Origin of the sequence: Pseudomonas sp. PI1 (assembly GCF_000812405.1) — a bacterium.
In the GTDB taxonomy this organism is placed as follows: Bacteria; Pseudomonadota; Gammaproteobacteria; order Pseudomonadales; family Pseudomonadaceae; genus Pseudomonas; species Pseudomonas citronellolis.
Map to the genome: position 1 here is coordinate 1 of NZ_JWMC01000037.1, position 26,151 is coordinate 26,151.

The window sequence follows — 26,151 nt, forward strand, 5'->3', positions numbered from 1 at the left end:
TCCTACCGTCTGGCTTGCAGAAGCGGGTCTTGTCCCTCCACCCCCGACAGGTTCCTACCCTAACGCCATACAAGCGGACCTTGTCCGCGATAGCCGGACGTCCCGGCGCGATTCACGGATGAGATCCGCTCCTACGCCGCCCCACCCGTGCCATTCCCATTGTAGGAGCGCGCCCTGCGCGCGAATCGCGGGCAGGGCCCGCTCCTACAGGTGATGCCCAATCGCGGATATGAACCCGCGCCCACAAAAAAGCCGGGGACCTGCCCCGGCTTTTTCCACCACATCCCGCCTCAGAGCGCCGACCAGCCGTCGGTCTTGCCGCCCAGCGGTTCGGAATGCTCGGCCAGCAGTTCCTCGTAGCCGCTGATGCTCTCGTGGGTCGGCTCCATCACCGGGTAGGCCAGGACCTGCCAGGGGTTGGCCGGGTCGCCGTCGTATTCGGAATAGGCCACCTTCTGGCCGTTCTGCAGCAGGAGGATGGCGAAATCCAGCGCCGCCTGCTCTTCCGGGAAGATCACGGCGAATTCCACCTCACGCTCGAACGAAAGGTCCTCGCCATCTTCCTGCAGGGCCCACAGGGCGTCACCGATCTCGTCGTCGGGGAAGAGTTGCTTGTCGCGGGTCATGTCACAGCTCCAGTAGAAAGGGGCATCCGGGCGGACGCCTGCCGACAAGGATACCTGCCTTGGCGCGGCCGCGCCGGAAATATCGGGTGCTGGCCGCGGAAAAGGCAACGGCCCGCTGCACGAGGCAACGGGCCGCCCTCACCACCGGCCTCAGGCCTGCAGCTGGTTGCCGATCGGCAGGTTGCGGATGCGCTTGCCGGTGGCCGCCGCCAGGGCGTTGGCCAGGGCCGGCGCCGCCGGCGGCACGCCGGGCTCGCCGACGCCGGTGGGCGCCTCGCTGGACGGCACTATGTGCACCTCCACCGCAGGCATCTCGTTGATCCGCAACACCTGGAAGTCGTGGAAGTTGGACTGCTCGACCACGCCCTCCTTGAGGGTGATGGCGCTGTGCAGGGCCATGGCCAGGCCGTAGCCGATGCCGCCTTCCATCTGCGCGCGGATCACGTCCGGGTTGATCGCCAGGCCGCAGTCCACGGCGCAGACCACGCGGTCGATGCGGAAGCTCTTGTCGGCCTTCACCGTGACTTCCACCACCTGCGCCACGAAGCTGCCGAAGGACTCGTGCACGGCGATCCCGCGGCCGCGCTTCTCGCCTTCCCCGCCGGCCTTCAGCGGCTGCTTCCAGCCGGCCTTGTCGGCCACCAGGTCGAGCACGCCCAGGTGCCGCGGGTGTTTTTCCAGCAGGGCGCGGCGGAATTCGTAGGGGTCCTTGCCGGCGGCCACCGCGGCTTCGTCGATCAGCGTTTCGGTGGAATAGGCCGTGTGGGTGTGGCCCACCGAGCGCCACCACTGCGTCGGCACCTTGATCTCCGGCACCAGGGTCTGCTCCACGCGCAGGTTGGGCACCGCATAGGGCAGGTCCGCCGCGCCCTCCACCGCCACCTGGTCGATGCCGTCCTTGACCATCACCTTCTCGAAGGGCGTGCCGACGATGAACGACTGTCCCACCAGATGCTGCTCCCAGCCCACCAGATTGCCCTGGCCGTCCAGCGCCAGGCGCGCGCTGTGCAGGAAGGCCGGGCGGTAGTAGCCGCCGCGGGTGTCGTCCTCGCGGGTCCAGACCATCTTCACCGGCCCCTTGTGGCCGTGCTCGCGGGCCGCCTTGGCGATCGAGACGGCCTCCAGCACATAGTCCGAATGCGGGTTGGCGCGGCGGCCGAAGCTGCCGCCGGCGTACAACTGGGTGATCGAAACCTTCTCCGGGGCGATGCCCAGCAACTGCCCGACCGCCATCTGGTCGCCGGTCTGCCACTGCTCGCCGTTCCAGATCTCGCAAGCGCCGTCGGAGAGCCTGACCACGCAGTTCAGCGGCTCCATGGAGGCATGGGCCAGGAATGGGAACTGGTACTGCGCCTCGATCAGCTTGGCCGGCTTGTCCAGCGCCTTGGCGATGTCGCCCTCGTTGCGCGCCACCACGCCGGGCTTGGCCGCCAGTTCCTGGTACCTGGCGAAGATTTCGGCGCTGCCCATGCGGAAGGCGTTGCTCTCGTCCCATTCCACCTGCAGGGCGTCACGCCCCTGGCGCGCGGCCCAGGTGTTCTTCGCCAGCACGGCGACGCCGGCGAAGCGCGAGTCGCTGCCCGGGAACTGCACCACCGCCACCACGCCGGGCACGGCCTTGGCCTTGCTGTCGTCCACTTTCGCCGGCACCCCGCCGAAGCGCGGCGGGTGCGCCACCACGGCCACCAGCATGTCCGGCAGGTGCACGTCCTGGGTGAAGCGCGCCTGGCCGTCGGTCTTGTCCTGGCTGTCCTTGCGCGGCAGCTTCACCTGGCCGATCAGCTTGAAGTCCTCCGGCGCCTTGAGCTTCACCTCCGCCGGCACCGGCTGTTTGGCCGCCGCCTCGGCCAGTTGGCCGAACCCGGCCTTGTGCCCGGAAGCCTTGTGCTCGACCACGCCGTCGTGCACCTCGATCTGCTCGGCCGGCACCTTCCACTGCTGCGCCGCCGCGGCCACCAGCATGGCCCGGGCCGTGGCCCCGGCCTTGCGCATCTGCTCGAAGGAGTTGGCCATGGCGCTGCTGCCGCCGGTGCCCTGCAGGGTGCCGAAGGCCAGGTTGGCATAGCGCTTGGCATCGGCCGGGGCGCCTTCGACGCGGACCTTGCTCCAGTCGGCGTCCAGTTCCTCGGCCAGCAGGGTGGCCAGGCCGGTGTAGCTGCCCTGCCCCATTTCCACGTGCTTGGCGATCACCGTCACCGTGCCGTCGGGGGCGATGCGCACGAAGGCGTTGGGCTCGAAGGCCTTGGCCGCGGCGGCCTGCGGGTCGCCGAAGCGGCCCAGCAGCGGCGCGAAGTAGATGCCCAGAGCCAGGCCGCCGGCGCCGCGCAGGAAATGCCGGCGGCTGACGTTGAGGATGCCGTCGCCGGCGTCTTCCGGCTCGACGCCGGCCCGTTGCTGCAGGTCTGCCATGTCGCGCCTCCTCAGGCCAGGTTCTGCGCGGCTTCGTGGATGGCCGCGCGGATGCGTACGTAGGTGGCGCAGCGGCAGATGTTGCCGCTCATGGCCGCATCTATGTCGGCGTCGCTGGGGCTCTTGTTGCCGGCCAGCAGCGCCGTGGCGGACATGATCTGGCCGGACTGGCAGTAGCCGCACTGCACCACGTCCAGCTTGCGCCAGGCCTCCTGCACCGCCTTGCCGGCGGCCTGCTCGGCCACCGCCTCGATGGTGGTGACCTGCTTGCCGGCCACCGCCGCCAGGGGTGTCACGCAGGAGCGCGTGGGCTGGCCGTCGACGTGCACGGTGCAGGCCCCGCACAGGGCCATGCCGCAGCCATACTTGGTGCCGGTGAGCAAGGCGACGTCGCGCAGCGCCCAGAGCAGGGGCATTTCCCCGGGCGCGTCGAATTCGTGGTCCTTGCCGTTGAGTTTCAGCTTGATCATCAGGCGCTCACCTCTTTGTTCGGGTGATGTGGAAGTCCGGAGCCAAGGCCGCTCCGTGGGGAATGGATTCAGCCTAGGCGCTTCCCTGGCCGAATGCCGCGACGATACGGGAAAACCCCGCCCAGTGGCTTGCCCGGTCCTGCGCAGGCTTGCCCGATCCTGCGGTGGATGCGGCCCACCCACGCCATTCCTTGCAGGAGCGGACCTTGTCCGCGATAGCCGGACATCCCGGCGCGATTCGCGGATGAGATCCGCTTACGGGTTGCCTCGCGCCGTGCCCCTTGTAGGAGCGCGCCCTGCGCGCGAAATCGCGGGCAGGGCCCGCTACGGTTCCAGGAAGCACGGTTTTTCGTAGGATGGCGTTGAGCGAAGCGATACCCATCACCCACCGCAACCGCATGGGTTTCGCAAGCTCAACCCATCCTACGAAGAGCACCTCGGCGCAAGACAGTTGCTCCTACAGGTTTCCGGAAGGCACGGTATTCCTTCCTACGAAAAACGGGGACGCAGAAACACCGAAGCCACTCCGGGGAGTGGCTTCTGGCATCGCGCGGGCAGGCAGGTCAGTCGGCGACCTTCATCACCACCCGGCCGCCGCCGGGGCAGCTTTCCATGTAGTTGCTGGCCTCGCGGAACTTGGCGAAGTCGAAGACCTTGTCGATGCTCGGCTTGAGCAACTGGTCGGCGGTCATCTGGTTGATCGCCTGCAACGCCCGCTGCACCGCCTCGTCGTTGCGCGTCAGGCCGATTTCCGGCTGGCCGGTAAAGTCCAGCACGCAGTGGCGGTAGAACTGCAGGTGCTTCTTGAAGGCTGCGCAGGCCGGGAAGGTGGCGTCGTTGCCGCCGTTGATGCCGTAGAGGATCAGCTTGCCGCGCGGCGCGGCGACGTCGCCCAGCAGCTTCATCTGCGGGCCGGCGCACTGGTCCAGGACCACTTCCACGCCCTTGCCGTCGGTGAAGCGCTCGACTTCCAGCACCAGGTCCTGCTCCTCGGTGTAGATCACCTTGTCGGCGCCCAGGCTGCGGATGAAGTCGCGGGTGTTCTCGTGGCTGGTGGTGGCGATGACCTTGGCGCCCAGGGCCTTGGCCAGCTGGATCGACTGCGGCGCCAGGCAGTGCCCGGCCTCGGTGATCAGCACGTGCTGGCCCGGCTGCAGCCCGGCCAGCTCGACCAGGGCGAAGTAGGCGTACAGCAGGCCGGTGTAGTGCACCGCGGCCTCGACGGGGCTCAGGTTGTCCGGGTAGCGCGTCAGCGAGGTGCGCGGCATCACCACGTAATCGCCCCAGGCCGGGTACTGGTTCGGCGAGTCGGCCGGGAAGCTGGCCACGACCATGCCGGGCGCAAGATCGGTGACGTTCGCGCCCACCGCCTCGACCACGCCGGCCAGTTCGTAGCCGATCCCGGCGGGCAGCTGGGCCTGGTCGGGCGCCAGGTTCTGCCGCCAGAGCACGTCGCGCCAGCTCACGCCCAGCGCCTGGGTGCGGATCAGGACTTCATCCGGCCCCGGCCGTGGGGTCGGGACTTCCTCGAGTTTGAGTACCGAGGCATCACCGAACTGGTGGAATCGGATCATGCGGGACATCACATACCTCGCCTTTGATGCTTTATAGCCACGGACTCTATCCGGGCTTTCTTGTGCTTGCTACCCACCGCTATCGATAGTCGACATAAATGCCGATGATTCCGCAGGCATATCGATCGCGCAGGCCGGGGCGCCAGGCAACGCCCGAAAAATGCGGCTGCGCAGTAGGGAAGGATAACGGCAATGAAGCGTCTTGCTAAGGAAGAATGCGGAAAATGATCAAGGACTTATCCGTCAGACCTTGACGCCAGACGCGCCGCGCTTCACTTTTCCCCCATCGTCAGGGAGCCCCCATGAACCGCAACGACCTCCGCAAGGTTGACCTCAACCTGTTGATCGTCTTCGAAACGCTGATGCACGAGCGCAGCGTGACCCGCGCCGCCGAGAAGCTGTTCCTCGGCCAGCCGGCGATCAGCGCGGCCCTGGCGCGCCTGCGCAACCTGTTCGACGACCCGCTGTTCGTCCGCACCGGCCGCAGCATGGAGCCCACCGCGCGGGCCCAGGAGATCTTCGGCCACCTGTCGCCGGCGCTGGACTCCATCTCCACCGCCCTGAGCCGCGCCGCCGACTTCGACCCGGCCACCAGCAAGTCGGTGTTCCGCATCGGCCTTTCCGACGACGTCGAGTTCGGCCTGCTGCCGGCGCTGCTGCGCCGCCTGCGCTCCGAGGCGCCGGGCATCGTCCTGGTGGTGCGCCGCGCCAACTACCTGCTGATGCCGCAGCTGCTGGCCTCCGGCGAGATTTCCGCGGGCGTCAGCTACACCGACGAGCTGCCGGCCAATGCCAAGCGCAAGACCCTGCGCCGCAGCAAATGGAAGGTGCTGCGCGCCGACTCGGTGCCCGGCCCGCTGAGCCTGGACGACTACTGCACCCGGCCCCACGCCATGGTGTCCTACGCCGGCGACCTGGAAGGCTTCGTCGACGAACAGCTGGCGACCCTCGAGCGCAAGCGCCAGGTGGTGCTGGCGGTGCCGCAGTTCAACGGCCTGGGGGCGCTGCTCGCCGGCACCGACCTGATCGCCACCGTGCCGGACTACGCGGCCCTGGCGCTGACCGCCGCCGGCGGCCTGCGCGCCGAGGACCCGCCCTTCACCCCGCGCCCGGCGGAGCTGTCGCTGGTCTGGCGCGGCGCCCAGGACAACGACCCGGCCGAACGCTGGCTGCGCTCGCGCATCAGCATGTTCGTCGGCGATCCCGACAGCCTGGTCTGAAGTCCTACGACGCAGGATCGGTCCTGGGGGTTAGAATGACGACCGACATGTCATTCAGCCCGGGAACACGCCCATGCGCTACTCCGAAGACCACAAGGCCCATACGCGCCAGCGCATCATCGACGAGGCCTCGCGGCGTTTCCGCAGCGAGGGCGTGGAAGCCACCGGCCTGCAGACGCTGATGAAGGCCCTGGGACTGACCCATGGCGGCTTCTACGCGCACTTCAAGTCCAAGGAAGAGCTGGTGGAAATCGCCCTGCAGGCGGCCTCCGAGCAGCTCGCCGAAGTGGCCGGCAGGACCTTCGGCGGGCCGGACGCGCTGGCGAACTTCATCGACGACTACCTCTCCGAGCAGCACCGCGACCACCCCGAGCGCGGCTGCCCCTTCCCCACCCTGAGCGCCGAGCTGGGCGCCCGCGGCAAGCCCAGCCCGACTACCGACCAGGCCCTTGTCCAGCGCCTGGAGCGCCTGGAGAAGGTTCTGCCCGAGGGCCATGATCCGGACCAGGCGGTGGCGACCCTGGCGACGCTGGTCGGTGCACTGCTGCTGTCGCGCAGCGTGGCCGATCCAGCGTTGTCCGGGCGCATTCTGGAAAGCACCAAGCGCTATCTCAAGCGCGATGTTGCGGGTGAACTGTAGGAGCGGGCCCCGCCCGCGATTTTCGCGCGCAGGGCGCGCTCCTACAGGGGAATTCGCTGGCAGCGTCGGCGCCTCGGTTTGACTCCGCTCCCTCTCCCCAACCCTCTCCCTGAAGGGAGAGGGAGCTAGGCCGTGCCGAGAGAAGGAATGGTTTCAGCTGGAAACCTTCTGTGTTGCCGGCTAACTCCAGAACATCCGGCTCTGCCCAACGGTCCCCTCTCCCTTCAGGGAGAGGGTTAGGGAGAGGGCGCTCTCAGCTCCGGCACCCGCAACGCCAGGCAAAACACCGTTCGCGAGCAAGCTCGCTCCTACGAAAAGCCGCGCGCTCCGGAATGCCCCGGCTCAATCCACCTGCACCCCATACCGCTCCGCCGGCAGGCGCCCGGAGAGCAGCGGCGCCAGGTTCTGCCGGGCGCGGGTGTAGGCTTCGAAGTCCTGCATGTCGGGCAAGGCCGGGATGGTGATGACCTCGCCCTGGGCCAGGCCGGCCAGGGCGGCGTCGACCATGTGGCCGACTTCCATGAGGATGTCTTCCGGCACGTCGGTGCCCGAGCGGTCCCAGATTTCCGTGCGGGTCGCGCCCGGCAGCACCGCCTGCACGCGCACGCCCAGGGGCGCCAGTTCCTGCTGCATGGAGATGCTCAGGTTGAGCAGGAAGGCCTTGGTGCCGCTGTACACGCCGTTGAACTGCTCCGGCGCCAGGGCCAGGATCGAGGTGAGGTTGACGATGGTGCCCCGCCCCTTCGCGGCGAAGGCCTTGGCCGCGCAGCCGGCCAGGCGCGCCGAGGCCAGCACGTTGAGGGTGATCATCTGTTCCAACTGGTCCAGCCCCGCCTCCACCATGCTGCCCTTGACCGCCATCCCGGCATTGTTCACCAGCATGTCGATGTCGGCGTCCGAGGCCAGGCGGGCTTCCACCCGGGCACGCTCCTTCGGCTCGGTCAGGTCCGCCGGCAGGATGTCGACGTCCACCCCGTACTCGGCCTGCAGGCAGGCGGCCAGGGCCATCAGGCGCTCGCGGTCGCGGGCCACCAGCAGCAGGTCGTGGCCCCGCGACGCCAAGCGCTGGGCGTAGGCCGCGCCTATGCCGGCGGAGGCGCCGGTCACCAGCGCGCGGCCGTTCTTGTTCTTGCTCATTGCTTCACCCCGGGCCCTCGTGGCCCCCATCGTTCGAAACCTGGCGTCCGCACCGGGTGCGGAACCGCCGCCACCCCGGATGCTAGGGATATGCCCCGGCGGGTCAATCGACCGAAAAGGTGACGCCAGTTGGAGCGACAAGGCCGCGCAGCCCCGTCCCGCGGGCCCTGCGGCGATTAGATTGCCCATTCTAGAGCACCGGGCGGATGCTGGCCGCGACCGTCGCCAGACAAGAACAAGCCGGGACGATCCGAACCCACGCTGCCTGTTCTGCGCTCGGGAGCCATTCCCGACGGGAGGTCTCATGCGATTACGTTGCTTTTTCCTGGGCTGCCGCTGGAGCGAGGGCGTGCCCACCCGCGTGGGCGAGGTGCTGATGCTTCATCAGCGCTGCAGCCATTGCGGCGCACAACGCTACCTGAGCGCGGAGGAAGCGGAGCCGGAAGTCGTCGACCCCGGCGCCTGAAAAAAAGCCCGACCGGGCGCCGCCAGCAGGCGGCGCCCGGCGTTTTCAGCGGATGAAGGCCTGGCTGGTGGTGATCGCCATGTCGCCGCCGGGCAGCTTCAGGTCGCCGATGCGCTCCAGGCTGTCGGCGTCGAAGATCGCCACGTCGTTCAGGGTGCCGGTCAGGTACAGCTTGGTGCCGGCCTTGTTGGCGCTCAGGCAGTAGTAGGAGTGGTCGAGGTTGGCCGCCTTCTCCACCTTCTGCGCCTTGATGTCGTACTTGACCAGGCGGTTGAGCACGCCGTAGATCACGTTGCGGTCCTTCGGCGAGCGGATGCCGCTGAAGTACACCTCGGTGACCGGGCCGAAGTCCACGGTCTCGGTCTTGCCGGTGGCCAGGTCGATGTTGAAGAAGCCGTACAGGTAGTCGGCGGTGGCCGGGTCCTGCTTGGCGTCCTTGAACTTAGCGGTGGTGTACAGCAGCGAGAAATCGCGCGGGTAGGTCTGCTGGTTCCACACGTAGAGCACGTCCGGCGGCGAGTAGTTCGGGCGCTTCCAGTTGCGGCTGGGGATCAGCACGTCGAACTTGCCGGTCTTCACGTCCACCTTGTAGATGTCCGGGCCGGCCACGTACAGGGTGCCGTCGTCGCCGGTCTGCATGATGGTCAACTGGCGCGGCGCCGGGAAGGTGCGGATCGGCTTGGCGTCCATGCCGCCGTCGGCGGCGTAGACCTGCAGGCGCGGCTGCTGCACCTCGTAGTGCTCGGCGAGGATCAGCGTCGGGTTGGCGATGGCATAGACCTCCTTGCCGTCGTGGCTGACGGTCATGGAGAACATCGAGCGCGCGTTCTCACCCGGCTTCTGCGCGATGGTGGCGTGGAACACCGGCTTGCAGTCGTCCAGTTGCAGGCCGTAGATGTCCGCGTAGTGATTGCTCAGCACGTAGGCGATCTTGCGGTCGGGCGACAGCTGGATCATGCCCGGGCCATAGGCGCCGGGAATGGTGCAGGTCTTGTAGAGCTTGTCGGTCTGCATGTCGATGACGTGCAGGTTGTTCGGGTAGTTGGTGGACACCAGGTACTCGTGGCCACTTTCCAGGGCCTTGTCCTCGTTGGCGGCGGCTGCGGCGTGCAGCGCGCAGGCCAGCGAGAGGCCACCGAGGACGGCGGCGAATGCTTTTCTGGACATGCAGTGCTTCCTCTTGTTCTTCTGTCCGCTCATTTGTCGTCCGGGAATACGGTGCCGAGGTTGCGCCAGTTCTCCGCGGAGGCCTGCGCGTCCTTGTTCCAGTCGGGGTAGGTGCTCATCATGTCCGGCACCTGGGCCGGCCACCAGCAGGGGTCGGAGCAGCCGTAGAGGTCGGCCTCCATCGGCTGGCACAGCGAGGAAACCCCGCCGAACACGTCGATCTCCCAGCCCGGGTCGGTGGTGGAGGCGCAGCCGGCGACCGAGTTCATCGCCACCACGTCCTCGATGCGGTCCTCGGCGGCGGCCTGCTCCAGCTGCTGCGCCTTGTTGTTGATCGCTTTGAGATGTTTCATGTCAGTGCGCCTTCCGCGGAGTGATGTGGCGGTCGATGAAGCTGGGGTTCGAAGCCATGATCCGGCTGTAGACCTCGATGCCGAAGTCCACCCAGTCCCTCATCAGTTCGCAGTAGTGGTAGGTGGGGTGCGCCGGGTCGCCGTAGCGCGCGTAGCTCTCGTGGTAGCAGCCGCCGGAACACAGGTTGCGGATGCGGCAGCTGGCGCAGCCGGTGTCGGTGCGGTCCAGGCGCTGGGAGAGGAACTCGTTCAGCTCGGCCTGCTTCACCCCGTTATGCACGTTGCCGAAGGTCGGCAGCGACGAGCCGGTGAAGCGGTGGCACAGGTTCAGCTCGCCCTTGTGGTCCACCGCCAGCATCTTCAGCCCGGCGCCGCACGGCAGGGCCTTCTTCTGCCCCTCGTGGATGTCGGTGATCAGCTGGTGCAGGTTGGAGAAGCCGATGTTGCGCCCCTCCAGCGCCTCCGCCAGGTAGCGGCGGCCCAGGGCCTTCATGTTGGCGAACACCTGCTGCAGCTCGTCGGTGGTGAGGTTGTAGCTGCTGATGTCGCCGGAGGTCACCGGGGCGAAGCCGACTTCGGCGAAGCCCATCTCGTTGAACAGGTGGTTCCAGATGGTCTCGACGTCGGTGACGCCGGTGGTCAGGGTCACCCGCGCGCCCACCGGGCGGCTGGTGTAGCGCGACAGCAGCATGTCGGCCTTGCGCCGCACTACGTCGTAGGTGCCCTGCCCGCCCACGGTGATGCGGTTGCGGTCGTGCACCGTCTTGGGCCCGTCGATGCTGACGGAAAGCCCGAAGCGGTGGGCGTTGAGCCAGTCGACGATCTCCTCGGTGAGCAGCGTGGCGTTGGTGGTCATGACGAACTCCACCTGCTTGCCCAGCTCGCCGAAGCGGCGCTCGCAGTAGGCCACCATGTGCTCGATCAGCGGCCGGTTGGACAGCGGCTCGCCGCCGAAGAACACCACGGTGTAGCGCTTCTCGTCGGGCGATTCCTTGAGCAGCATCTCCACCGAGGCTTCGGCGGTTTCCGCGCCCATCTTCTTGCCGGCCGAGGGCTTGTCCAGGTCTTCCTTGTAGCAGTAGGTGCAGCTGAGGTTGCAGCCGGTGTTGACGTTCAGCACCACGGTGTTGAGCGCGGTGCGGTCGACTTTCTTGATGCCGATTTCCGGCGTCAGCGGCGAGCCGTCGCTGACCAGCTCCAGCGCGATCAGCTCGCGCAGGGTCTCGTCGATCTCGTTGGCCTCGAAGCGCCCGGCCAGGCGCTGCGTCAGCTCGTCCGGCGAGCAGGCGTGCCCGCGCAGGGCATCGATGATCCCGCCGGTCAGCTCGTCGCTGGCGAACAGCGAGGAGCTGGGGATGTGGAACAACAGGCGGTCGGCGTCCACCCGCACTTCGTGCAGGTTGCGTTCGACCAGATTCAAGATGGCGCCCATGGCGACCTCCCGGAACTTGCTTGGTACGCCCCGCCCGCGGGCGGGGGTTCATGCGTTCAGTTCATCCCACCCCGGATCACGGAATGGGCGGGTTGTTCCAGCGCTGCACGGTGACGATCATGTGGCCTTCGCCCTGGTGCGTCTTGCCGGCGTCGTCCACGGCGGCGATCACCTTCAGGTTGCCGGCGTTGTTGGTCATCATCTTGCGCTCGGGGTTGGGGCCGGCGTCGCCCGGGGTGAAGATGCCGGTATCGGCGTCCATCACACCTGCGAACTTGACGTCCTGGTCTTCCTTGGCGCGGTCGTCGAAGGGCTCCACCGACCACTTGGCCGGGAACACGCCGATGCGGAACGGCTTGCCGTCGGCGCCCTTGCCCCAGGCCTCGGCGTCGAAGCTGCCCTGCACCTTGGGCGTGGAACCGCCGTTGCCGCCGATGCGCGAGACCGAGAACTCCGGCACCACCTTGACTTCGGCTATGTCCTGGTAGACCGCCAGGCTGCCGCCCTTGGCGCTGCCGACACTGACTTCACGCTCGCCGGCGGCGGCCGAGGCGGCGGCCTTGACCTTCACGGTCACACGCTCGGGGGTTTCCGACACCACGGAGACCACCTCCACGCCCTTGCCGAACGACGGCTTGCCCTTCAGGCCGCTGCCGATGACGCTCACCTCGGCCTCGCTGCCGGCCTTGAGGAACGCCGGCTGCACGCCCAGCACGTGGCTGGTGCCCTTCTGCGCGGCGACGAAGTCCAGGCCGCGCTCGTCATGGGCCTTGTCGAACATGCGGCCCTGCATCTGGCCCTTGAGCGCAGCGAACACCTGGCGCAGGGTCACGTCGCCGACCTTCACGTTGCCGCGCCACTCGTAGCCGTTGTACAGCACCGCGCTGCCCTCGCCGTCGAACGGCGTTCCGTCGGCGTACCGGCCCTTGACGCTGACCTTGAACTGGTCGTCCGCGCCGCCGGAAACGCTCATGGTGCCGGCCACGTCGCCCTTGCCCGGCATGTGCCCGGCGAAGCTCCACTCGCCGGCCAGGGACTCGGCCTTGGGCCGGTTCTTCTGCCAGTCGCTCCAGGCCTTGCTGTCCAGCGGGTAGCGCTTGGCCAGCTCGGGGACCATCTCCTTCTTCGCCAGGTCGAACCAGTCGCGGTCGCGGGACAGCGCCTGGTACTCCAGCGACGGCCAGCGGCCCAGATGGAAGTTCACCAGCTTCTCCCACTCCGCCGCCGGGCGGCGCTGCAGGGCGATGCGCGCGGCCGAGTGGCAGCGGGCGCACATCTGCTCGAAGTTGCTATCGAAGTGCTCGACGGTGTTCAACCGGCGCTCCAGGGCGTAGCGCACGCCGTCGGTCTCGCTGGGCGCCAGGCCCTGCTTGTCGGCGAGAAACTTGACCACCGCGCGGCGATCCTCATCGCTGATCTTCAGGCCGTACATCACCTGCATCCGCGCGATGCTCATCAGCCAGCCCTCCGGCGTCTTGCGCTGGTGGCTGATGCGGCTCAGGGAATTGTTGCCCTCAGGGGTGTGGCACGCCATGCACTTGGCGTTGATGATGGTCTGGCCATCGGCGGCATGGGCCGGTTGCTGTAGCGCCATGGCCAGCGTGGCCAGGGCTCCGGCGCCCAGGTAGTGCCGAAGTCGTGTCATCTTCAAGATCAGGCCTCCTCGGTGTTTCTTGTTGAAATTGTTCTGTGCCCACCGCTGGGCGAACAGCTGGTTCCGTCTAGCTCTCCAGCTGTTTAGCAGGTTGTGTGCCACTACCCTGGAAGCCCCGTCGAATCAGGCTTTCGACGGTATTCCGGCTCACCCTGCGACAAGTTGGCGCGTCTAATTTCGCGATTGCTGTCTAACTCTGAGACAGGCCATCGAGGCGCGCCTGGGATGCAGTATGGACGCGCTTGCGCGATACGCCCGCGCCGGGCAGCAGCAAGGCGCCGAGCAGCATGCAGGCCAGCCCCAGCCAGACAAAGGACAGCAGCGGGTAGCTGCGGATCACCACCAGGCTCTCGATGGCCTCGCCCTTCTGCCCCATCAGCCGCGGCGAGGCCGGCACCCACACCTGCAGGTCGCCCAGCCAGCCGCGGATGATGAAGGGGTGCAGCACGTAGCCGCGGTCCGAGGCGAAGCGCGCGTAGTGGTAGTCGAGGATCTCGCACAGCTGGCGCACCGGGCCCTGGTAGGCCGGCGGGTTGCCGCGGCTGTCCTGGAACAGCGCATGGCCCTCCAGCTGGCGGCCGCCCTCGCGCAGCTCCACCCGCGCCACCGAGTGGTAGCCGGCGCGGTCCGCCCGGGTGCTGTCGGGCAGCACCCGCAACTGCATGCCGTTGGCCAGCGCCTGCCACTGCTCGAAAGAGGCTCCGGGCGGAATGGTCACTTGCAGGTAGGTGTTCAGCGCCGTGGCCGCCAGCCCGCCGACCAGGGCGACCACCGCGCCGCCGTGGATCAGCGCCACCCCGCCGCTGTAGCGCAGGTTGCCCAGGCGCCGGCTGCGCCACAGGGCGAGCGCGCACCAGAAGGCGCAGGACGCCAGCAGGAAGGCCCCGCCCAGCAGCGCCGCATCCAGCCAGGGCAGCACCACCACGATGTTCTGCGAAAGCATGCCCTGGCCGCTGTAGCCGGCGCTCAGCCAGCCGCCGTGCCAACCCACCAGCAGCATGGCCACGGCCATCGCCAGGCTCGCCAGCAGCGCCAGCTTCGGCCAGCCGCTACGGCGCAGGAAGCTGTAGCCGCCGACCAGGCCGAGCAGCCCCAAGAGCGGCAGCAGCCAGCGCACCAGGCCGTAGCCGTCCACGTCCCACTGGTCGAAGGCGCGGCGCAGGCCGTTCATCTCGTCGGTGGTGGCCCAGGCGGTGAGCGTCTCGAAGAACGGCTTGAGGTCGCTCGGCCGCTCCAGCCCCAGCCATTCATAGAGGTGCGCCTGCAACAGCGCGCCCAGGGCCAATAGCGCGCTGCCGGCGAACAGGTAGATGGCCAGGTCCATGGTCCAGTCCGAGCGCGTCTTGCGCCCCGCCGTGCGCCGCGCCCGTAGCGTCGCCCAGCCGGCCAGCACCAGCAGGGCCGCGGCCAGGCCCAGGTGGGCCAGCCAGGAGGTGGTGCCTATGTAGCGGTGCGAGCTGGCCAGCACCGTGCTGCGCGTCACCGCCAGGGCGCCGCAGGCCATGGCCGCCGCCAGCAGGCTGAGCAGCGGCAGCAGGCGCCGGTTTCCCCCGTCCGGGCGCCAGCGCCGCGCGCCGTGCAGCACCGCGCCGAGCAGCGCCCAGACCACGAAGGCCGAGGTCTGCACCGGGTCCCAGTGCCACAGCTGGCCGAAGGTGAAGTCCTCCATGGCCCAGGCCATGCCCGCGCCGATGCCGGCGCTGAGCACCAGCCAGGCGCGCCGGCCGTAGCGCAGGGCCACGGCGGCGTAGGCCTCGCCGCCGCCACCCAGGGCATCCAGCGCCGCCCCGGCCGGCGCCAGGGCCCAGGCGTAGGCGGCCAGCACCAGGGGCGCGTGGAAGGCCATCCAGAAGGTCTGCAGGTGGGCGTTCATGCCCTGGCTGGGCTGCGCCGCCAGCCAGTCCGCCGGCGTCGCGGAAAAGGGCCCGAGCCAGGCCGCGGTGGCCACGTACCAGCCGGCCACCAGCGCCATGCCGCGCCCGGCCCAGCCGGCCTGGCGCGCCTGGCCGGCAGCGATGCCCGTGCAGAAGGTCGCCAGCAGCAGCACGGTGCCCTCGTCGCCGCCCCAGAGGTTGGCCATCTTCAGGTAGCCGGGCAGCCCGGCGCTGCTGTAGAGCCAGGCGTAGCGCAGCTGGAAATGGTCGGCCAGCAGGTGCAGGGCCAGCGCCAGGCAGGCGCCGCACAGCGCCCCCAGGGCCAGCGGCCAGGCCATAGAACGCCACTGCGGCCGCGCGACGCCGAGGACGATGAGCACGGCGGCGATCCACAGCCAGGCATTGCCCAGCAACGGCAGGAACCAGAGCAGCAGGCAGGTGGCGACCAGGGCGCCAAACCCGGGCAACACGGGCAACGGAGTGAACGTCCTCTTCAAATCGGGCCTCCTTGGAATGTCTCCCGCTTGTGTCCGCGGGATTGCGCATCCGGGCCTCTACATATTGTGTGCCAGCGCCGAAAACACCTTGCGCGACAGTTGCTTGGCGCAAAGCCGGGGGCGGCGCGGCGTTGCAATTCGCGACAGGCATTGCAGCCTGAGACAGCTCCCTTAGTTCTAGCCGATCCGCCGCGGCTGGATATCTGGAAGATGGCGTTTATGCTTCTAGATGGCCCGCACGCCTTGCCGGGCCAGCCTGAAGCCTGTCTGCAGTCTCGCTTCGACTATCCGTGTTCCGCTGCATCAACCCCATGGCCCGAGTGCGGCAACGGTGGTTAAGGACTCCGGCCCATCACAAGAACAAGACGGAGAAGAACATGGCGCAGACCTACAGCCCGACCGCGGGCAACACACCCCACAACGGCATCACCCGGGAGGAGCGCAAGGTCATCTTCGCCTCCTCCCTCGGCACCGTCTTCGAGTGGTACGACTTCTACCTCTACGGCTCGCTCGCGGCGATCATCGCCAAGCACTTCTTCGCCGGGGTCAACGAGACCACCGCCTTCATCTTCGCCCTGCTCGCCTTCGCCGCCGGCTTCGCGGTGCGCCCCTTCGGCGCCATCGTGTTCGGTCGCCTGGGCGATTTGGTCGGGCGCAAGTACACCTTCCTCATCACCATCGTCATCATGGGCATCTCCACCGCCGTGGTGGGCATGCTGCCCAGCTACGCCAGCATAGGCGTGGCGGCGCCGATCATCCTCATCAGCCTGCGCCTGCTGCAGGGCCTGGCGCTGGGCGGCGAGTACGGCGGCGCGGCGACCTACGTGGCCGAGCACGCGCCCAAGGGCAAGCGCGGCTTCTTCACCTCGTGGATCCAGACCACCGCCACCCTCGGCCTGTTCCTCTCGCTGCTGGTGATCATGGCCTGCCGCACCGGCCTGGGTAACGAGGCCTTCGAGGACTGGGGCTGGCGGATCCCCTTCCTGCTCTCCATCCTGCTGCTGGCCATCTCGGTGTACATCCGCCTGCAACTCTCCGAGTCGCCGGTGTTCAAGCGCATGAAGGAAGAAGGCAAGGCCTCCAAGGCGCCGCTGACCGAATCCTTCGCCCGCTGGGACAACCTCAAGGTGGTGATCATGGCGCTGCTCGGCGGCACCGCCGGCCAGGCCGTGGTCTGGTACACCGGGCAGTTCTATGCGCTGTTCTTCCTGCTGCAGACGCTGAAGATAGACGCGCAGACCGCCAACCTGCTGATCGCCGGTTCCCTGCTGCTGGGCACGCCCTTCTTCGTGTTCTTCGGCAGCCTGTCCGACCGCATCGGGCGCAAGAAGATCGTCATGGCCGGCTGCATCCTCGCGGCCCTGACCTACTTCCCGATCTTCAAGGGCCTGACCGAGTTCGGTAACCCCGAGGTGTTCGCCGCCCAGGAGAAGAACCCGGTCACCGTGGTCGCCGACCCGTCCGCCTGCGCCTTCCAGTTCGACCCGGTGGGCAAGGCCAGATTCACCAGCTCCTGCGACCAGGCCAAGAGCCTGCTGGCGAAGAAGGCCATCCCCTACGAGAACGTCAAGGCCGAAACCGGCGCCGTGGCCCAGGTGCACATCGGCGACAAGGTCATCGCCAGCTTCGAGGGCGGCAGCCTGCCCGCGACGGACTTCAAGGCGCAGTCCGAAGCCTTCACCGCGCAGATGAGCGCCGCGCTCAAGGACGCCGGCTACCCCGAGAAGGCCGACCCGGCCAAGACCAACCACCTGGCGGTGCTGTTGCTGCTGACCGTGCTGGTGATCTACGTGACCATGGTCTACGGCCCCATCGCCGCCTGGCTGGTGGAGCTGTTCCCAGCGCGCATCCGCTACACCTCCATGTCGCTGCCCTACCACATCGGCAACGGCTGGTTCGGCGGCTTCCTGCCCACCGTGGCCTTCGCCATGGTGGCGGCCACTGGCGACATCTACTACGGCCTCTGGTACCCCATCGTCATCGCGGTGATGACGGCCATCCTCGGCACCTTCTTCCTCCCGGAAACCAAGGACCGCGAAATCCACCACGCCTGAGCCGCGCCCGCCTCGCGAAACAGCCCGCCCTGCGCGGGCTGTTTCGTTGGAGGCTGTCTCAGGGCTGTCGCAAGCTGCGACAGCGGGGCGCGGAATTGCTCGGCTCTTTTTCGATTAAATCGTTTTGATTCAATAGGTTGAATTAAATTGACCGGCTTGGCATAGCGGTTGCGATAGCCGCCTGGACAACTCAACAAGAGGCAACCGCAATGCTCGCTTCCCTGCCCATCAAGCCCGAATCCCGCGCCTTCCTGCAGCGCGCGCCGAAGATGCTCATCGGTGCCGATTGGACCGGTGCCGCCGATGGCGCCCTCATGGACCTGCGCAATCCGGCCACCGGCGAAGTGCTCTGCCAGGTGCCCTCCGCCAGCGCCGCCGACGTCGACCGCGCCGTGCGCGCCGCCCGCCAGGCCTTCGACGATTCGCCCTGGAGCCGCATGCGTCCGCGCGAGCGGCAGAACCTGCTGTGGAAGCTCGCCGACCTGATGGAACGCGACGCCGACCTGCTGGCCGAGCTGGAATGCCTGAACAACGGCAAGAGCGCCGCCGTGGCGCGCGTGATGGACGTGCAGCTGGGCATCGACTTCCTGCGCTACATGGCCGGCTGGGCCACCAAGATCGAAGGCTCCAGCGTCGAGGTGTCCATGCCGCTGATGCCCAACGACGACTTCCACGGCTTCATCCGCCGCGAGGCCGTCGGCGTGGTCGGCGCCATCGTCGCCTGGAACTTCCCCCTGCTGCTGGCCTGCTGGAAGCTCGGCCCGGCGCTGGCCACCGGCTGCAGCGTGGTGCTCAAGCCGGCCGACGAAACCCCGCTCAGCGCCCTGAAGCTGGCCGAGCTGGCCCTGGAGGCCGGCTACCCGGTGGGCGTGTTCAACGTGGTCACCGGCACCGGCGTCAACGCCGGCGCCGCCCTCACCCACCACCCGCAGGTGGACAAGCTGACCTTCACCGGCTCCACCGCCGTGGGCAAGGAAATCGGCAAGGCGGCCATGGACAACATGACCCGCGTGACCCTGGAACTGGGCGGCAAGTCGCCGACCATCGTCCTCGCCGACGCCGACCTGAACAGCGCCGCCGCCGGCGCCGCCCAGGCCATCTTCTTCAACCAGGGCCAGGTGTGCTGCGCCGGCTCGCGGCTGTACGTGCAGCGCAAGCACTTCGACAACGTGGTGGCCGACATCGCCGGCATCGCCAACGGCATGAAGCTGGGCAACGGCCTGGACCCGAGCGTGGACATGGGCCCGCTGATCTCCGCCCGCCAGCAGCAGCGCGTGCACAACTACATCGAACTGGGCCGCGAGAAAGGCGCCACCATCGCCTGCGGCGGCGAACAGTTCGGCCCCGGCTACTTCGTGAAACCGACGGTGATCGTCGACGTGGACCAGAAGAACCCGCTGGTGCAGGAAGAAATCTTCGGCCCGGTGCTGGTGGCCATGCCCTTCGACGACCTCGACGAAGCCATCCGCCTGGCCAACGATAGCCCCTACGGCCTGGGCGCCAGCATCTGGTCCAACGACCTGGGCGCGGTGCACCGGATGATCCCGAAGATCAAATCCGGCTCGGTCTGGGTCAACTGCCACAGCGCCCTGGACCCGGCCCTGCCCTTCGGCGGCTACAAGATGTCCGGCCTGGGCCGCGAAATGGGCGCCGCCGCCATCGAGCACTACACCGAGGTGAAATCGGTACTGATCAGGCTGTAAGGCAAAAGGTCCTACCGCGTCCGGCGCGTTACCCCCTGCGCCGGCGTTTTCATCCCCCGGCTGCGCGAGTGGTCGGGGGATTTTTTTGCCCGCGGCGCGTAGGGCGTATAACCATTCGCGGTTATACGCCGATACACCGCGTCCTCATGAACTCCGAGCAGCCTCACCCATTGCAAGTCAACTGAAAGGTATACCCAGGATCGCGCAGGGTTCTTCCTACAATCCCTTCAATGGCGAGCAACTGCTGCTCAGTGAGATCGTACCCTTCGACTCCGTGTTGAACCTCTGTCCAACCCATTATCTTCGCCAGGTCGCCTGCATAAGACTCCGAGACTTCAATCTTGAACAGCAGAAACTCGGTTTCATTATCGAAAGCCTCCAGGAAGTACCTCATGGCTCTACTCTCCGCACTGGATCAGCATCTTTGTTCTTTTCGCCGGTAACAGGGTTGAACTCTCCCAGATGCCTTCCCCTCCTGTCATATTTTTCAACCGCGCCATGAGCAGAATCCCACTCATAGATATAGCCCTCGTCATCCTTCCAGCGCTTTCTCTTGCCGCCGCCACCTGAAAGCGGCAGGACTTGGCGAATACCAGGTCCTCGCGCACCTTGGGTAGCGGCCAGCGGTCTTCGAAGATATAGGCTCGCGGCGGCGAGGACTCACTCCCCGGCAACAGGCCGCTGGCGCTGGACGAAGCCACCTCATCCGCCACCAGCAGCCATTCGCCACGGCGTACCGCTTCGACGATGTCGGCGTCGCGCACGATATGGGACGTACGTTGGAGCGCTTCCAGCCCCTTCAACATATGCCGCCCCTGGGTCAACGCATTGCTGACCAACCCCTGGGCAAAATACGGGTCCTCCGCACACTGCGCGTCGGGGGCGGTATTGGGGATGAGGCGCATGGGCTCTCCAGACCGGAAGCATCAGTGCGGCCGGAGTATGAGAGCGGCGAGAGCGCCGTTTTAGAAGACAGGAACTGCTTCGGAAACTACCGACACCCTATACATGTTTTTTGAGCTGTTATCTGTCAGAACAGGCATGAATCCACGTCCTAGGCGCCTGCCGGTTCGATGTCCAGCTAGTCGGGCTGCTTCCGCTCCTGCTGCGGGCCAAGCACAACGACCAGCGGGTCTGAGCACCCTCAGCCAATAGCCTTCAGAGGTGAAGCGCTGCGCGCCCAGGCCAACCTGAACGCCGCCGGTCTGGCCGACCTGGTGGAGATCCGCGAGGGCGACGCCCTGCAGACACTGGCGCGCGACCTGCCGCAGCGCATCGACCTGCTGCTGCTCGACGGCGCCAAGGCGCTCTACCCGGAAATCCTCGCCCTGGTGGAAAGCCGCCTGCGGCCCGGCGCGCTGATCGTCGCCGACAACGCCGACCACAGCCCGGCGTACCTGGCGCGGGTACGCGATATCGGCAACGGCTACCTGTCGGTGCCCTTCGCCGAAGACGTCGAGCTGAGCCTGCGGCTTGGCTGAGCGACCGCTGCGCCCCGCTGGCCCATGGCCGGCGGGAAGCCGGGGAACGGCGAATCCGCTAGAGTGCCCTATCCGCCAGCCATGACCAGGCACAGACAATGGACGCAGCAGAAATCCGCAAGGCCCTTCCCGACGACGCACCCGCCATCGCCCGGCTGGTGGACGAGGCCTACAGCCCCTATATCCCGCGCATGGGCCGCAAGCCCGCGCCCATGCTCGACGACTACCGGCAGGTGATCGCCGAAGCCGATGCGTTCGTGTGCACCCGCAATGGCGAAGTCGCCGGCGTGCTGGTGCTGCGCCCCCAGGGGCCGGCATTGCTGCTGGAGAACATCGCGGTGGCGCCGGCGTTCAAGGGCCAGGGCATCGGCAAGGCGTTGCTGGCGTTCTGCGAGGAACGTGCGCGGGCCCAGGGCTTCCAGGCCATCGAGCTGTACACCAACCAGCTGATGACCGAGAACATCGCCCTTTACACGAAGCTGGGCTACCGCGAAACGCACCGGGCCACGGAGAACGGGTTTGCCCGGGTGTTCATGCGCAAGGCCATTGCGGGCCAGGGGCTGTAGTTCTTTCTTCCTACGCCGTCTCCCTTCTTCCGCATCGGTGCCCGTTGCGGGAAATATCCGATACTCTCCTGCAGCGTGTTTCTGCCCTTGTTGCGCTACCGGCCGGTTCCTAAGCTGCGCCGGTCGCGGCTCATCCGCGACCGGGTTTGACAGCCTGAACACCGGCGCGATTGCGCCTTGAGGTGCATGCGAAAGCAGCGAACGCTTTTGCAGGCCCCTCTGTGTCTGCGGAGAATTCCGCAAGCGTCATGGCAGATCGCGCGGGGAGACCCTCGGGTCTGCCGGCTCCGGTGTCCGGTCTGTCAACCCCGCGCGGTCTGCCTCCATTGGTTGACAGCATTGGAGGCAGCTCTCCTCATCACACCGGAGTGCCAAGCATGACCAATTCCAACAACCTGATCGTCCTCCCCAGCAACACCCATCCCGTCGAAATCCCCGCCGCCGACGGCCAGCCCGGCCTGACGCTGACCTGGCCGATTCCCACGCAGCCAGCCGCCGACCAAGGCATTCTCCTGGCCGAAAGCTGGCTGGCCGGCGAAGCCGACGGCTACCTGTGGACGCGCCTCGTCCATGGGCGCATAGAGCACATGGACAACTGGCGGCGAATGGCCTTCGAGATCGGCTTCCTGACGCGTCTGCAGCAGCGGCTGGGGCGAATGCCGGAGTAAGGCGCTTTTCGTAGGAGCGAGCTTGCTCGCGAACAGGAGTTGCCGGGGACTTTTGGTGCTGGCCTCAAGAGCGCCCTCTCCCCAACCCTCTCCCGCAAGCGGGAGAGGGGGCCGTCCGTGCAGAGAAGAGGCCTGGCTTTAGCCGACAATCTCTGTGCTAGCCGGCTGACTCCAGAGCACCAACGTCTGCCCAACGATTCCCTCTCCCTTCAGGGCGGGGCGCGCAGCCGAGGGTTAGGGAGAGGGGCGGCGTTGAACCGGTGCGCAGATATCACCGGCCAGTTCGCGAGCAAGCTCGCTCTTGCTCTTGCTCTGGCTTTGGGACTTCCAGAGAAATACCCGAGCGCACCGAAACGCCCCTTCAGAAGGCCGAGCGAAACCCGCGCTCAGGAGGTCATGCGACATGGATGTCGCGAGAGCCCCGCGGGCTACAGGGATGTGCGCTCGTGGGGGACGCCTAGTTCGGACCTCGTGGCTGGGAGTTCGTTATGAAAAATGCCGTTTCTCCCATGGAGAAAAACGGCATCAGGCCCATACTAACTGGCCAACTCCCCACACAGATCCAGGCCAAACCAACGCTCTGCCTCTTCCACATCCAGCCCCGCCCCCAGCAGGGCAAACAACTTGCCCAGCGCCGCTTCGCGGGTCATGCCACCACCAGACACCAAACCGGTGTCGCGCAAGCGACTGCCGGCCGCATAGATATCGAACACCACACTACCCGCCGGACACTGACTGATGGCAGCCAGCAGCACCCCACGCTTACGGGCCGCGCCCAGCGCAGCAAGCAAGGCTTCATTGTCAGAAGGCCCGGTACCACTGCCATAGCACTCCAGCAGCAGCCCCCGCACGCCGCTATTCAGCACAGCCTCCAACTGTTCGGCCTGCAGACCGGGGAACAACGGCTGCACAGCCAGCCTCACCGGCTGACGCGGCTGGCGATAATCCAGGACTGGCGGCACCTGCCCTGCACGCTGGCCATCACGCTGACGCGGCAGCGTGGTAAAGGCGTCGAAGGCTTCGCTATGCAGCTTGGTGGCACGCGCGCCGTGCAGCAGCGCGCCGCCGAAGTAGAGCTGCACACCACTGGCCTGGCCACCTTCCAGCACGTCCAGGGCGCCGCCAAGGTTGGCCCAGGCATCGCTGCCCGGCGCACCGGCGGGCAACATGGAGCCGGTCAGCAACACCGGCACATCCAGCCCCAGCAGCAGAAACGACAGCGCCGCCGCGGTATAGGCCAGGGTATCGGTGCCATGCAGCACCAGCACGCCGTCATGGCCGCCCTGCTCCACCGCGTCGACTATGGCGTCGCGCATGGCCAGCCAGTTCGCCTGCTGCATGTTGGCGCTGTCCAGCAGCGGCTGCATTTCCCGGAAGGCCCAGGCGAAGGTCGGCTGCCGGCCACTACCGGCCAGCCACTCGCGCATGCGCGCCTCGAAGCCGCTGGCCGGGGCCAGGCCTTCGGAGGTCTGCAGCATGCCGATGGTGCCGCCGGTGTAGAGGACGAAGAGGTTCTTGACTGCGCGCATGGGCTGATCCTGCGTTCTTGTAGTGGCGCGGGCCGACTGCCGGGACGGCCCGCGCGGCCGTCAGCCCTGCGCCTGCGGCAGGCCGGCGGGGATTTCGCGGGCGGCCTCGGCGCGCTGGCTGGCCGGCCAGGCTTCGCGGTCCAGGTCGAGGTCGGCGAACTGGGCGGAGTCGAACACCGGCTGCTGAACGCCGGCGCGACGCTGTGCATCGTAATCGCCCATCACCCGCAGGCCAACCTTGAACAGCAGCGCCAGGGCCAGCAGGTTGACGAAGGCCAGGCAGGTCATGGTGATGTCGGCGAAGGCGAACACGGTGGACAGGTTCTGTACCGAGCCCCAGACGATCAGCGCCAGCACCAGGGCGCGGTAGCCGATCAGCACCAGGCGGTTGCGGCTGAGGAACTGCAGGCTGTTCTCGCCCAGGTAGTAGTTGTAGAGGATGCAGGTGAAGACGAACAGCGACAGCGCGACGCTGACGAACAGCCGGCCCCAGTCGCCGACCACCGCGGCCAGGGAGTTCTGCGTGAGGACGATGCCGTCGCCTTCGAAGCCCGGGGTGTAGAAGCCCGAGAGCAGGATCAGCAGCGCGGTGCAGGTGCAGATGACGAAGGTGTCGAGGAACACGCTGAAGGCCTGCACCACGCCCTGGGACGCCGGGTGGCGCACGGCGGCCACGGCGGCGACGTTGGGCGCGCTGCCCAGGCCGGCCTCGTTGGCGAACACGCCGCGCTTCACGCCCATGACGATGGCGCTGCCGAGCAGGCCGCCGAAGGCCGGGTCGAGGCCGAAGGCGCTCTTGAAGATGGTTTCCAGCATGGCCGGCACGTGCTCGATCTGGCTGCCGATCACGTACAGGGTCACGCCGATGTAGGCCAGGGTCTTGACCGGCACCAGCAGGTCGGACACCGCGGCGATGCGCTTGATGCCGCCGATGAAGACGATGGCCAGCAGCACGGCCAGGGCGATGCCGGTGTGCTGCGGGGCGAAGCCGAAGGCGTTCTGCAGCGAATGGGTCACGGTGTAGGACTGCAGGCCGTTGAAGGCGAAGCCGTAGGTCACCAGCAGCAGCACCGAGAACACCACGGCCATGCCCTTGAGCTTCAGGCCGTGCTGGATGTAGTACGCCGGGCCGCCGCGGTACAGGCCGTCGCCGTCGGCGCGCTTGTAGACCTGGGCCAGGGTGCACTCGAAGAAGCTGCTGGACATGCCCACCAGCGCGGTCACCCACATCCAGAACACCGCGCCCGGGCCGCCGAGGGTCACGGCGATGCCGACGCCGGCGATGTTGCCCGCGCCCACGCGCCCGGCGAGGCTCAGCATCAGCGCCTGGAACGAGCTCAGCTGGCCGGCCTGGCCGCGGATGGACTCCTTGAACACGCCGAACATGTGGCCGAAATGGCGGAACTGGACGAACCGGGAGCGCAGGGTGAAGTAGCTGCCGAGTCCGACGATGAGCACGATGAGAACCTTCCCGGAAAGGAAGTCGTTGAGCGCTTCGAGCATGGGGTGTGACCTCGATTCTTGTTCTTCGGTTGGAAGAGAGGCGCCAGGCGCGCGGGTTGGGCCTGGCGCTGGCGGGCAAGGTTGGCCAAGACGAGGGGACGTGACAATTTCGCATCTTGTTACGCTCTGGCGCGAGTTGATGCTAGGCTTGCGCCACTCGCATCACACCGGAATACCGTCGATGTCCGATCACCTGGGCGAAAACCTCAAGCTCGCCTGCAGCCATTACCGCTCCATCTCCGAGGTCTGCCGCCAGTTGCAGATCAACCGCGCGCAGTTCAACAAGTACCTTAGCGGGCAGAGCCGCCCCACCCCGTTCAACCTCAAGCGCATCGGCGATTTCTTCGGCGTCGAGGACTACGAGCTGGGCCTGCCGCCGGAGCAGTTCGCCCGCCTGATCGGCGCCCGCGCAAGCCAGGCCGGCACGCAGGCGAACGACCCGCTGCTGCGCCTGCTCGAACCGCTGCGCGAACAGGCCGGCAACCTGTCGCGCTACTGCGGCTACTACTTCGAATACTCCAACTGCATGTCGGTGCCCGGCTCCATCCTGCTGTCGCTGGTGCACCTGTGGGAGGAGGACGGCAACTTCCTGTTCGAGCGCCAGGAGCGCCAGGAACGCTCCAGCAGCACCGACGTGCAGGCCGAGGACTGGGTGCGCTGCCGCTACCTGGGCGCGGCCTTCCAGCTGCAGGACCGGCTGTTCCTGATCGACTACGAATCGCTCACCGTCAACGAGATGAGCCAGACCATCCTCATCCCCAGCTTCAAGAGCCGCATTACCCGCCTCAACGGCCTGAAGACCGGCGTCTCCAGCGGCGACCGGCGCACCCCGGCGTGCACCCGGGTGGTCTGGGAATACCTGGGCGCGGAGATCAACCGGATCAACGCCTACCGCCAGGTGAAGCTGTACCGCCCGGACGACCCGCGCATCGACGACGACGTGCGCGAGCGCCTGAGCGTGGGGCCGATCCGCAACGGCCTGTTCGAAATCGAATGACCGCCGCGATCAGGCTCCGGGCGCGGGCCTGATCCAGTCGCACAAGTTCTTCGGAATATTCCCTCCCAACTATTCAGCGAGGCCGATAAGTGCCTGCCTGTAAATTAATTTTCAGGCAACACGAAAAGTAA

21 protein-coding genes and 2 pseudogenes are annotated in these 26,151 nt (G+C 67.1%); 9 read left to right on the plus strand and 14 right to left on the minus strand.

The annotated features are described in order from the left end of the window. Positions 1 to 290 precede the first annotated feature (290 nt). From RN02_RS12750 to RN02_RS12765, 4 genes are all read right to left on the minus strand, one after another. The gene (locus tag RN02_RS12750; RefSeq protein ID WP_009620390.1) at positions 291 to 626 is read right to left on the minus strand and encodes a ribonuclease E inhibitor RraB; all 336 of its coding nucleotides are present in this window, start codon (positions 624 to 626) and stop codon (positions 291 to 293) included. A 150-nt stretch (positions 627 to 776) separates the two neighbouring features. Further along, positions 777 to 3,035 carry a xanthine dehydrogenase family protein molybdopterin-binding subunit gene (locus RN02_RS12755; protein ID WP_043314842.1) on the minus strand — a complete coding sequence of 753 codons (2,259 nt, stop codon included), beginning with the start codon at positions 3,033 to 3,035 and terminating at the stop codon, positions 777 to 779. 11 nt (positions 3,036 to 3,046) lie between these two features. Then, positions 3,047 to 3,505 carry a (2Fe-2S)-binding protein gene (locus RN02_RS12760; RefSeq protein ID WP_043272645.1) on the minus strand — a complete coding sequence of 153 codons (459 nt, stop codon included), beginning with the start codon at positions 3,503 to 3,505 and terminating at the stop codon, positions 3,047 to 3,049. Between the two features lie 563 nt (positions 3,506 to 4,068). Continuing rightward, positions 4,069 to 5,088 carry a zinc-dependent alcohol dehydrogenase family protein gene (locus RN02_RS12765; RefSeq protein ID WP_043314843.1) on the minus strand — a complete coding sequence of 340 codons (1,020 nt, stop codon included), beginning with the start codon at positions 5,086 to 5,088 and terminating at the stop codon, positions 4,069 to 4,071. 293 nt (positions 5,089 to 5,381) lie between these two features. Here RN02_RS12765 and RN02_RS12770 point away from each other — a divergent pair, with 293 nt between their 5' ends. Together RN02_RS12770 and RN02_RS12775 are read left to right on the plus strand one after the other, a co-directional pair. Next, positions 5,382 to 6,299, plus strand: a complete 918-nt coding sequence (locus RN02_RS12770) for a LysR family transcriptional regulator (RefSeq protein ID WP_009620382.1) — start codon at positions 5,382 to 5,384, stop codon at positions 6,297 to 6,299. A 73-nt stretch (positions 6,300 to 6,372) separates the two neighbouring features. After that, entirely contained in the window at positions 6,373 to 6,939 is a 567-nt protein-coding gene (locus RN02_RS12775; protein WP_043314844.1) for a TetR/AcrR family transcriptional regulator, read from the plus strand. 342 nt (positions 6,940 to 7,281) lie between these two features. Here RN02_RS12775 and RN02_RS12780 read toward each other — a convergent pair whose 3' ends face one another. Further along, on the minus strand, positions 7,282 to 8,076 hold the full coding sequence (locus tag RN02_RS12780) for an SDR family NAD(P)-dependent oxidoreductase (RefSeq protein WP_043314845.1): 795 nt from the start codon (positions 8,074 to 8,076) through the stop codon (positions 7,282 to 7,284). A gap of 304 nt (positions 8,077 to 8,380) precedes the next feature. Between RN02_RS12780 and RN02_RS33950 the strand changes: the two genes are divergently transcribed. Continuing rightward, complete coding sequence (locus tag RN02_RS33950; protein WP_009620367.1) at positions 8,381 to 8,542, plus strand: PSPA7_2676 family Cys-rich small protein; 162 nt, start codon at positions 8,381 to 8,383, stop codon at positions 8,540 to 8,542. A gap of 45 nt (positions 8,543 to 8,587) precedes the next feature. Here the strand turns inward: RN02_RS33950 and peaD are convergent, their stop codons facing one another. The 5 genes from peaD to ccsA all read right to left on the minus strand — a co-directional run bounded on the left by peaD (position 8,588) and on the right by ccsA (position 15,519). Continuing rightward, the gene (gene peaD / locus RN02_RS12785; protein WP_043272641.1) at positions 8,588 to 9,709 is read right to left on the minus strand and encodes a quinohemoprotein amine dehydrogenase subunit beta; all 1,122 of its coding nucleotides are present in this window, start codon (positions 9,707 to 9,709) and stop codon (positions 8,588 to 8,590) included. A gap of 29 nt (positions 9,710 to 9,738) precedes the next feature. Next, the gene (qhpC, locus tag RN02_RS12790; protein ID WP_009620363.1) at positions 9,739 to 10,062 is read right to left on the minus strand and encodes a quinohemoprotein amine dehydrogenase subunit gamma; all 324 of its coding nucleotides are present in this window, start codon (positions 10,060 to 10,062) and stop codon (positions 9,739 to 9,741) included. Between the two features lies 1 nt (position 10,063). Further along, complete coding sequence (peaB, locus tag RN02_RS12795) at positions 10,064 to 11,494, minus strand: quinohemoprotein amine dehydrogenase maturation protein (protein WP_043314846.1); 1,431 nt, start codon at positions 11,492 to 11,494, stop codon at positions 10,064 to 10,066. Between the two features lie 76 nt (positions 11,495 to 11,570). Beyond that, positions 11,571 to 13,088, minus strand: coding sequence for a quinohemoprotein amine dehydrogenase subunit alpha (peaA, locus tag RN02_RS12800; protein WP_442965425.1), 1,518 nt, complete (start codon positions 13,086 to 13,088; stop codon positions 11,571 to 11,573). A gap of 250 nt (positions 13,089 to 13,338) precedes the next feature. Continuing rightward, positions 13,339 to 15,519: a cytochrome c biogenesis protein CcsA gene (ccsA, locus tag RN02_RS12805; RefSeq protein WP_082033790.1), complete on the minus strand. Its 2,181-nt coding sequence runs from the start codon at positions 15,517 to 15,519 to the stop codon at positions 13,339 to 13,341. Positions 15,520 to 15,896: 377 nt separating this feature from the next. On the opposite strand from ccsA, the gene RN02_RS12810 reads away from it, so the two are divergent. Both RN02_RS12810 and RN02_RS12815 read left to right on the plus strand, forming a co-directional pair. Continuing rightward, entirely contained in the window at positions 15,897 to 17,573 is a 1,677-nt protein-coding gene (locus tag RN02_RS12810) for an MFS transporter (protein WP_043314848.1), read from the plus strand. A gap of 209 nt (positions 17,574 to 17,782) precedes the next feature. Then, entirely contained in the window at positions 17,783 to 19,276 is a 1,494-nt protein-coding gene (locus RN02_RS12815; RefSeq protein ID WP_043314849.1) for an aldehyde dehydrogenase family protein, read from the plus strand. Positions 19,277 to 19,439: 163 nt separating this feature from the next. Here the strand turns inward: RN02_RS12815 and RN02_RS12820 are convergent, their stop codons facing one another. Then, positions 19,440 to 19,670, minus strand: a complete 231-nt coding sequence (locus RN02_RS12820; RefSeq protein ID WP_043314850.1) for a DUF7683 domain-containing protein — start codon at positions 19,668 to 19,670, stop codon at positions 19,440 to 19,442. Then, a pseudogene (locus RN02_RS32315) lies at positions 19,667 to 19,849 on the minus strand (colicin E3/pyocin S6 family cytotoxin); the annotation flags it as partial. The pseudogene RN02_RS32315 and the gene RN02_RS12820, both read right to left, overlap by 4 nt. A 593-nt stretch (positions 19,850 to 20,442) precedes the next feature. Between RN02_RS32315 and RN02_RS12830 the strand changes: the two are divergent. The 3 genes and pseudogenes from RN02_RS12830 to RN02_RS12840 all read left to right on the plus strand — a co-directional run. Beyond that, positions 20,443 to 20,757, plus strand: a pseudogene (locus RN02_RS12830) (O-methyltransferase); the annotation flags it as partial. A gap of 98 nt (positions 20,758 to 20,855) precedes the next feature. Then, positions 20,856 to 21,323: a GNAT family N-acetyltransferase gene (locus RN02_RS12835; RefSeq protein ID WP_043314853.1), complete on the plus strand. Its 468-nt coding sequence runs from the start codon at positions 20,856 to 20,858 to the stop codon at positions 21,321 to 21,323. Positions 21,324 to 21,700: 377 nt separating this feature from the next. Beyond that, positions 21,701 to 21,991: a LasR-specific antiactivator QslA gene (locus tag RN02_RS12840; RefSeq protein WP_009620344.1), complete on the plus strand. Its 291-nt coding sequence runs from the start codon at positions 21,701 to 21,703 to the stop codon at positions 21,989 to 21,991. Between the two features lie 536 nt (positions 21,992 to 22,527). On the opposite strand, the gene RN02_RS12845 is transcribed toward RN02_RS12840, so the two are convergent. Together RN02_RS12845 and RN02_RS12850 are read right to left on the minus strand one after the other, a co-directional pair. Next, on the minus strand, positions 22,528 to 23,520 hold the full coding sequence (locus tag RN02_RS12845) for an asparaginase (protein ID WP_043314854.1): 993 nt from the start codon (positions 23,518 to 23,520) through the stop codon (positions 22,528 to 22,530). A 60-nt stretch (positions 23,521 to 23,580) separates the two neighbouring features. Beyond that, the gene (locus tag RN02_RS12850; protein ID WP_009620340.1) at positions 23,581 to 25,023 is read right to left on the minus strand and encodes an alanine/glycine:cation symporter family protein; all 1,443 of its coding nucleotides are present in this window, start codon (positions 25,021 to 25,023) and stop codon (positions 23,581 to 23,583) included. Positions 25,024 to 25,204: 181 nt separating this feature from the next. Here RN02_RS12850 and RN02_RS12855 point away from each other — a divergent pair, with 181 nt between their 5' ends. Then, complete coding sequence (locus RN02_RS12855; RefSeq protein ID WP_043314855.1) at positions 25,205 to 26,020, plus strand: helix-turn-helix domain-containing protein; 816 nt, start codon at positions 25,205 to 25,207, stop codon at positions 26,018 to 26,020. Positions 26,021 to 26,151: the final 131 nt, after the last annotated feature.

Coding starts and splice junctions, on each gene's coding strand:
- RN02_RS12815 (WP_043314849.1), top strand. CDS start 17,783: ATGCTCGCTTCCCTGCCCATCAAGCCCGAATCCCGCGCCTTCCTGCAG.
- RN02_RS33950 (WP_009620367.1), top strand. CDS start 8,381: ATGCGATTACGTTGCTTTTTCCTGGGCTGCCGCTGGAGCGAGGGCGTG.
- RN02_RS12810 (WP_043314848.1), top strand. CDS start 15,897: ATGGCGCAGACCTACAGCCCGACCGCGGGCAACACACCCCACAACGGC.
- RN02_RS12850 (WP_009620340.1), bottom strand. CDS start 25,023: ATGCTCGAAGCGCTCAACGACTTCCTTTCCGGGAAGGTTCTCATCGTG.
- RN02_RS12780 (WP_043314845.1), bottom strand. CDS start 8,076: ATGAGCAAGAACAAGAACGGCCGCGCGCTGGTGACCGGCGCCTCCGCC.
- RN02_RS12765 (WP_043314843.1), bottom strand. CDS start 5,088: ATGTCCCGCATGATCCGATTCCACCAGTTCGGTGATGCCTCGGTACTC.
- peaD (WP_043272641.1), bottom strand. CDS start 9,709: ATGTCCAGAAAAGCATTCGCCGCCGTCCTCGGTGGCCTCTCGCTGGCC.
- RN02_RS12840 (WP_009620344.1), top strand. CDS start 21,701: ATGACCAATTCCAACAACCTGATCGTCCTCCCCAGCAACACCCATCCC.
- RN02_RS12775 (WP_043314844.1), top strand. CDS start 6,373: ATGCGCTACTCCGAAGACCACAAGGCCCATACGCGCCAGCGCATCATC.
- RN02_RS12770 (WP_009620382.1), top strand. CDS start 5,382: ATGAACCGCAACGACCTCCGCAAGGTTGACCTCAACCTGTTGATCGTC.
- RN02_RS12820 (WP_043314850.1), bottom strand. CDS start 19,670: ATGAGGTACTTCCTGGAGGCTTTCGATAATGAAACCGAGTTTCTGCTG.
- RN02_RS12835 (WP_043314853.1), top strand. CDS start 20,856: ATGGACGCAGCAGAAATCCGCAAGGCCCTTCCCGACGACGCACCCGCC.
- peaA (WP_442965425.1), bottom strand. CDS start 13,088: ATGGCGCTACAGCAACCGGCCCATGCCGCCGATGGCCAGACCATCATC.
- peaB (WP_043314846.1), bottom strand. CDS start 11,494: ATGGGCGCCATCTTGAATCTGGTCGAACGCAACCTGCACGAAGTGCGG.
- RN02_RS12845 (WP_043314854.1), bottom strand. CDS start 23,520: ATGCGCGCAGTCAAGAACCTCTTCGTCCTCTACACCGGCGGCACCATC.
- RN02_RS12760 (WP_043272645.1), bottom strand. CDS start 3,505: ATGATCAAGCTGAAACTCAACGGCAAGGACCACGAATTCGACGCGCCC.
- RN02_RS12855 (WP_043314855.1), top strand. CDS start 25,205: ATGTCCGATCACCTGGGCGAAAACCTCAAGCTCGCCTGCAGCCATTAC.
- qhpC (WP_009620363.1), bottom strand. CDS start 10,062: ATGAAACATCTCAAAGCGATCAACAACAAGGCGCAGCAGCTGGAGCAG.
- RN02_RS12755 (WP_043314842.1), bottom strand. CDS start 3,035: ATGGCAGACCTGCAGCAACGGGCCGGCGTCGAGCCGGAAGACGCCGGC.
- RN02_RS12750 (WP_009620390.1), bottom strand. CDS start 626: ATGACCCGCGACAAGCAACTCTTCCCCGACGACGAGATCGGTGACGCC.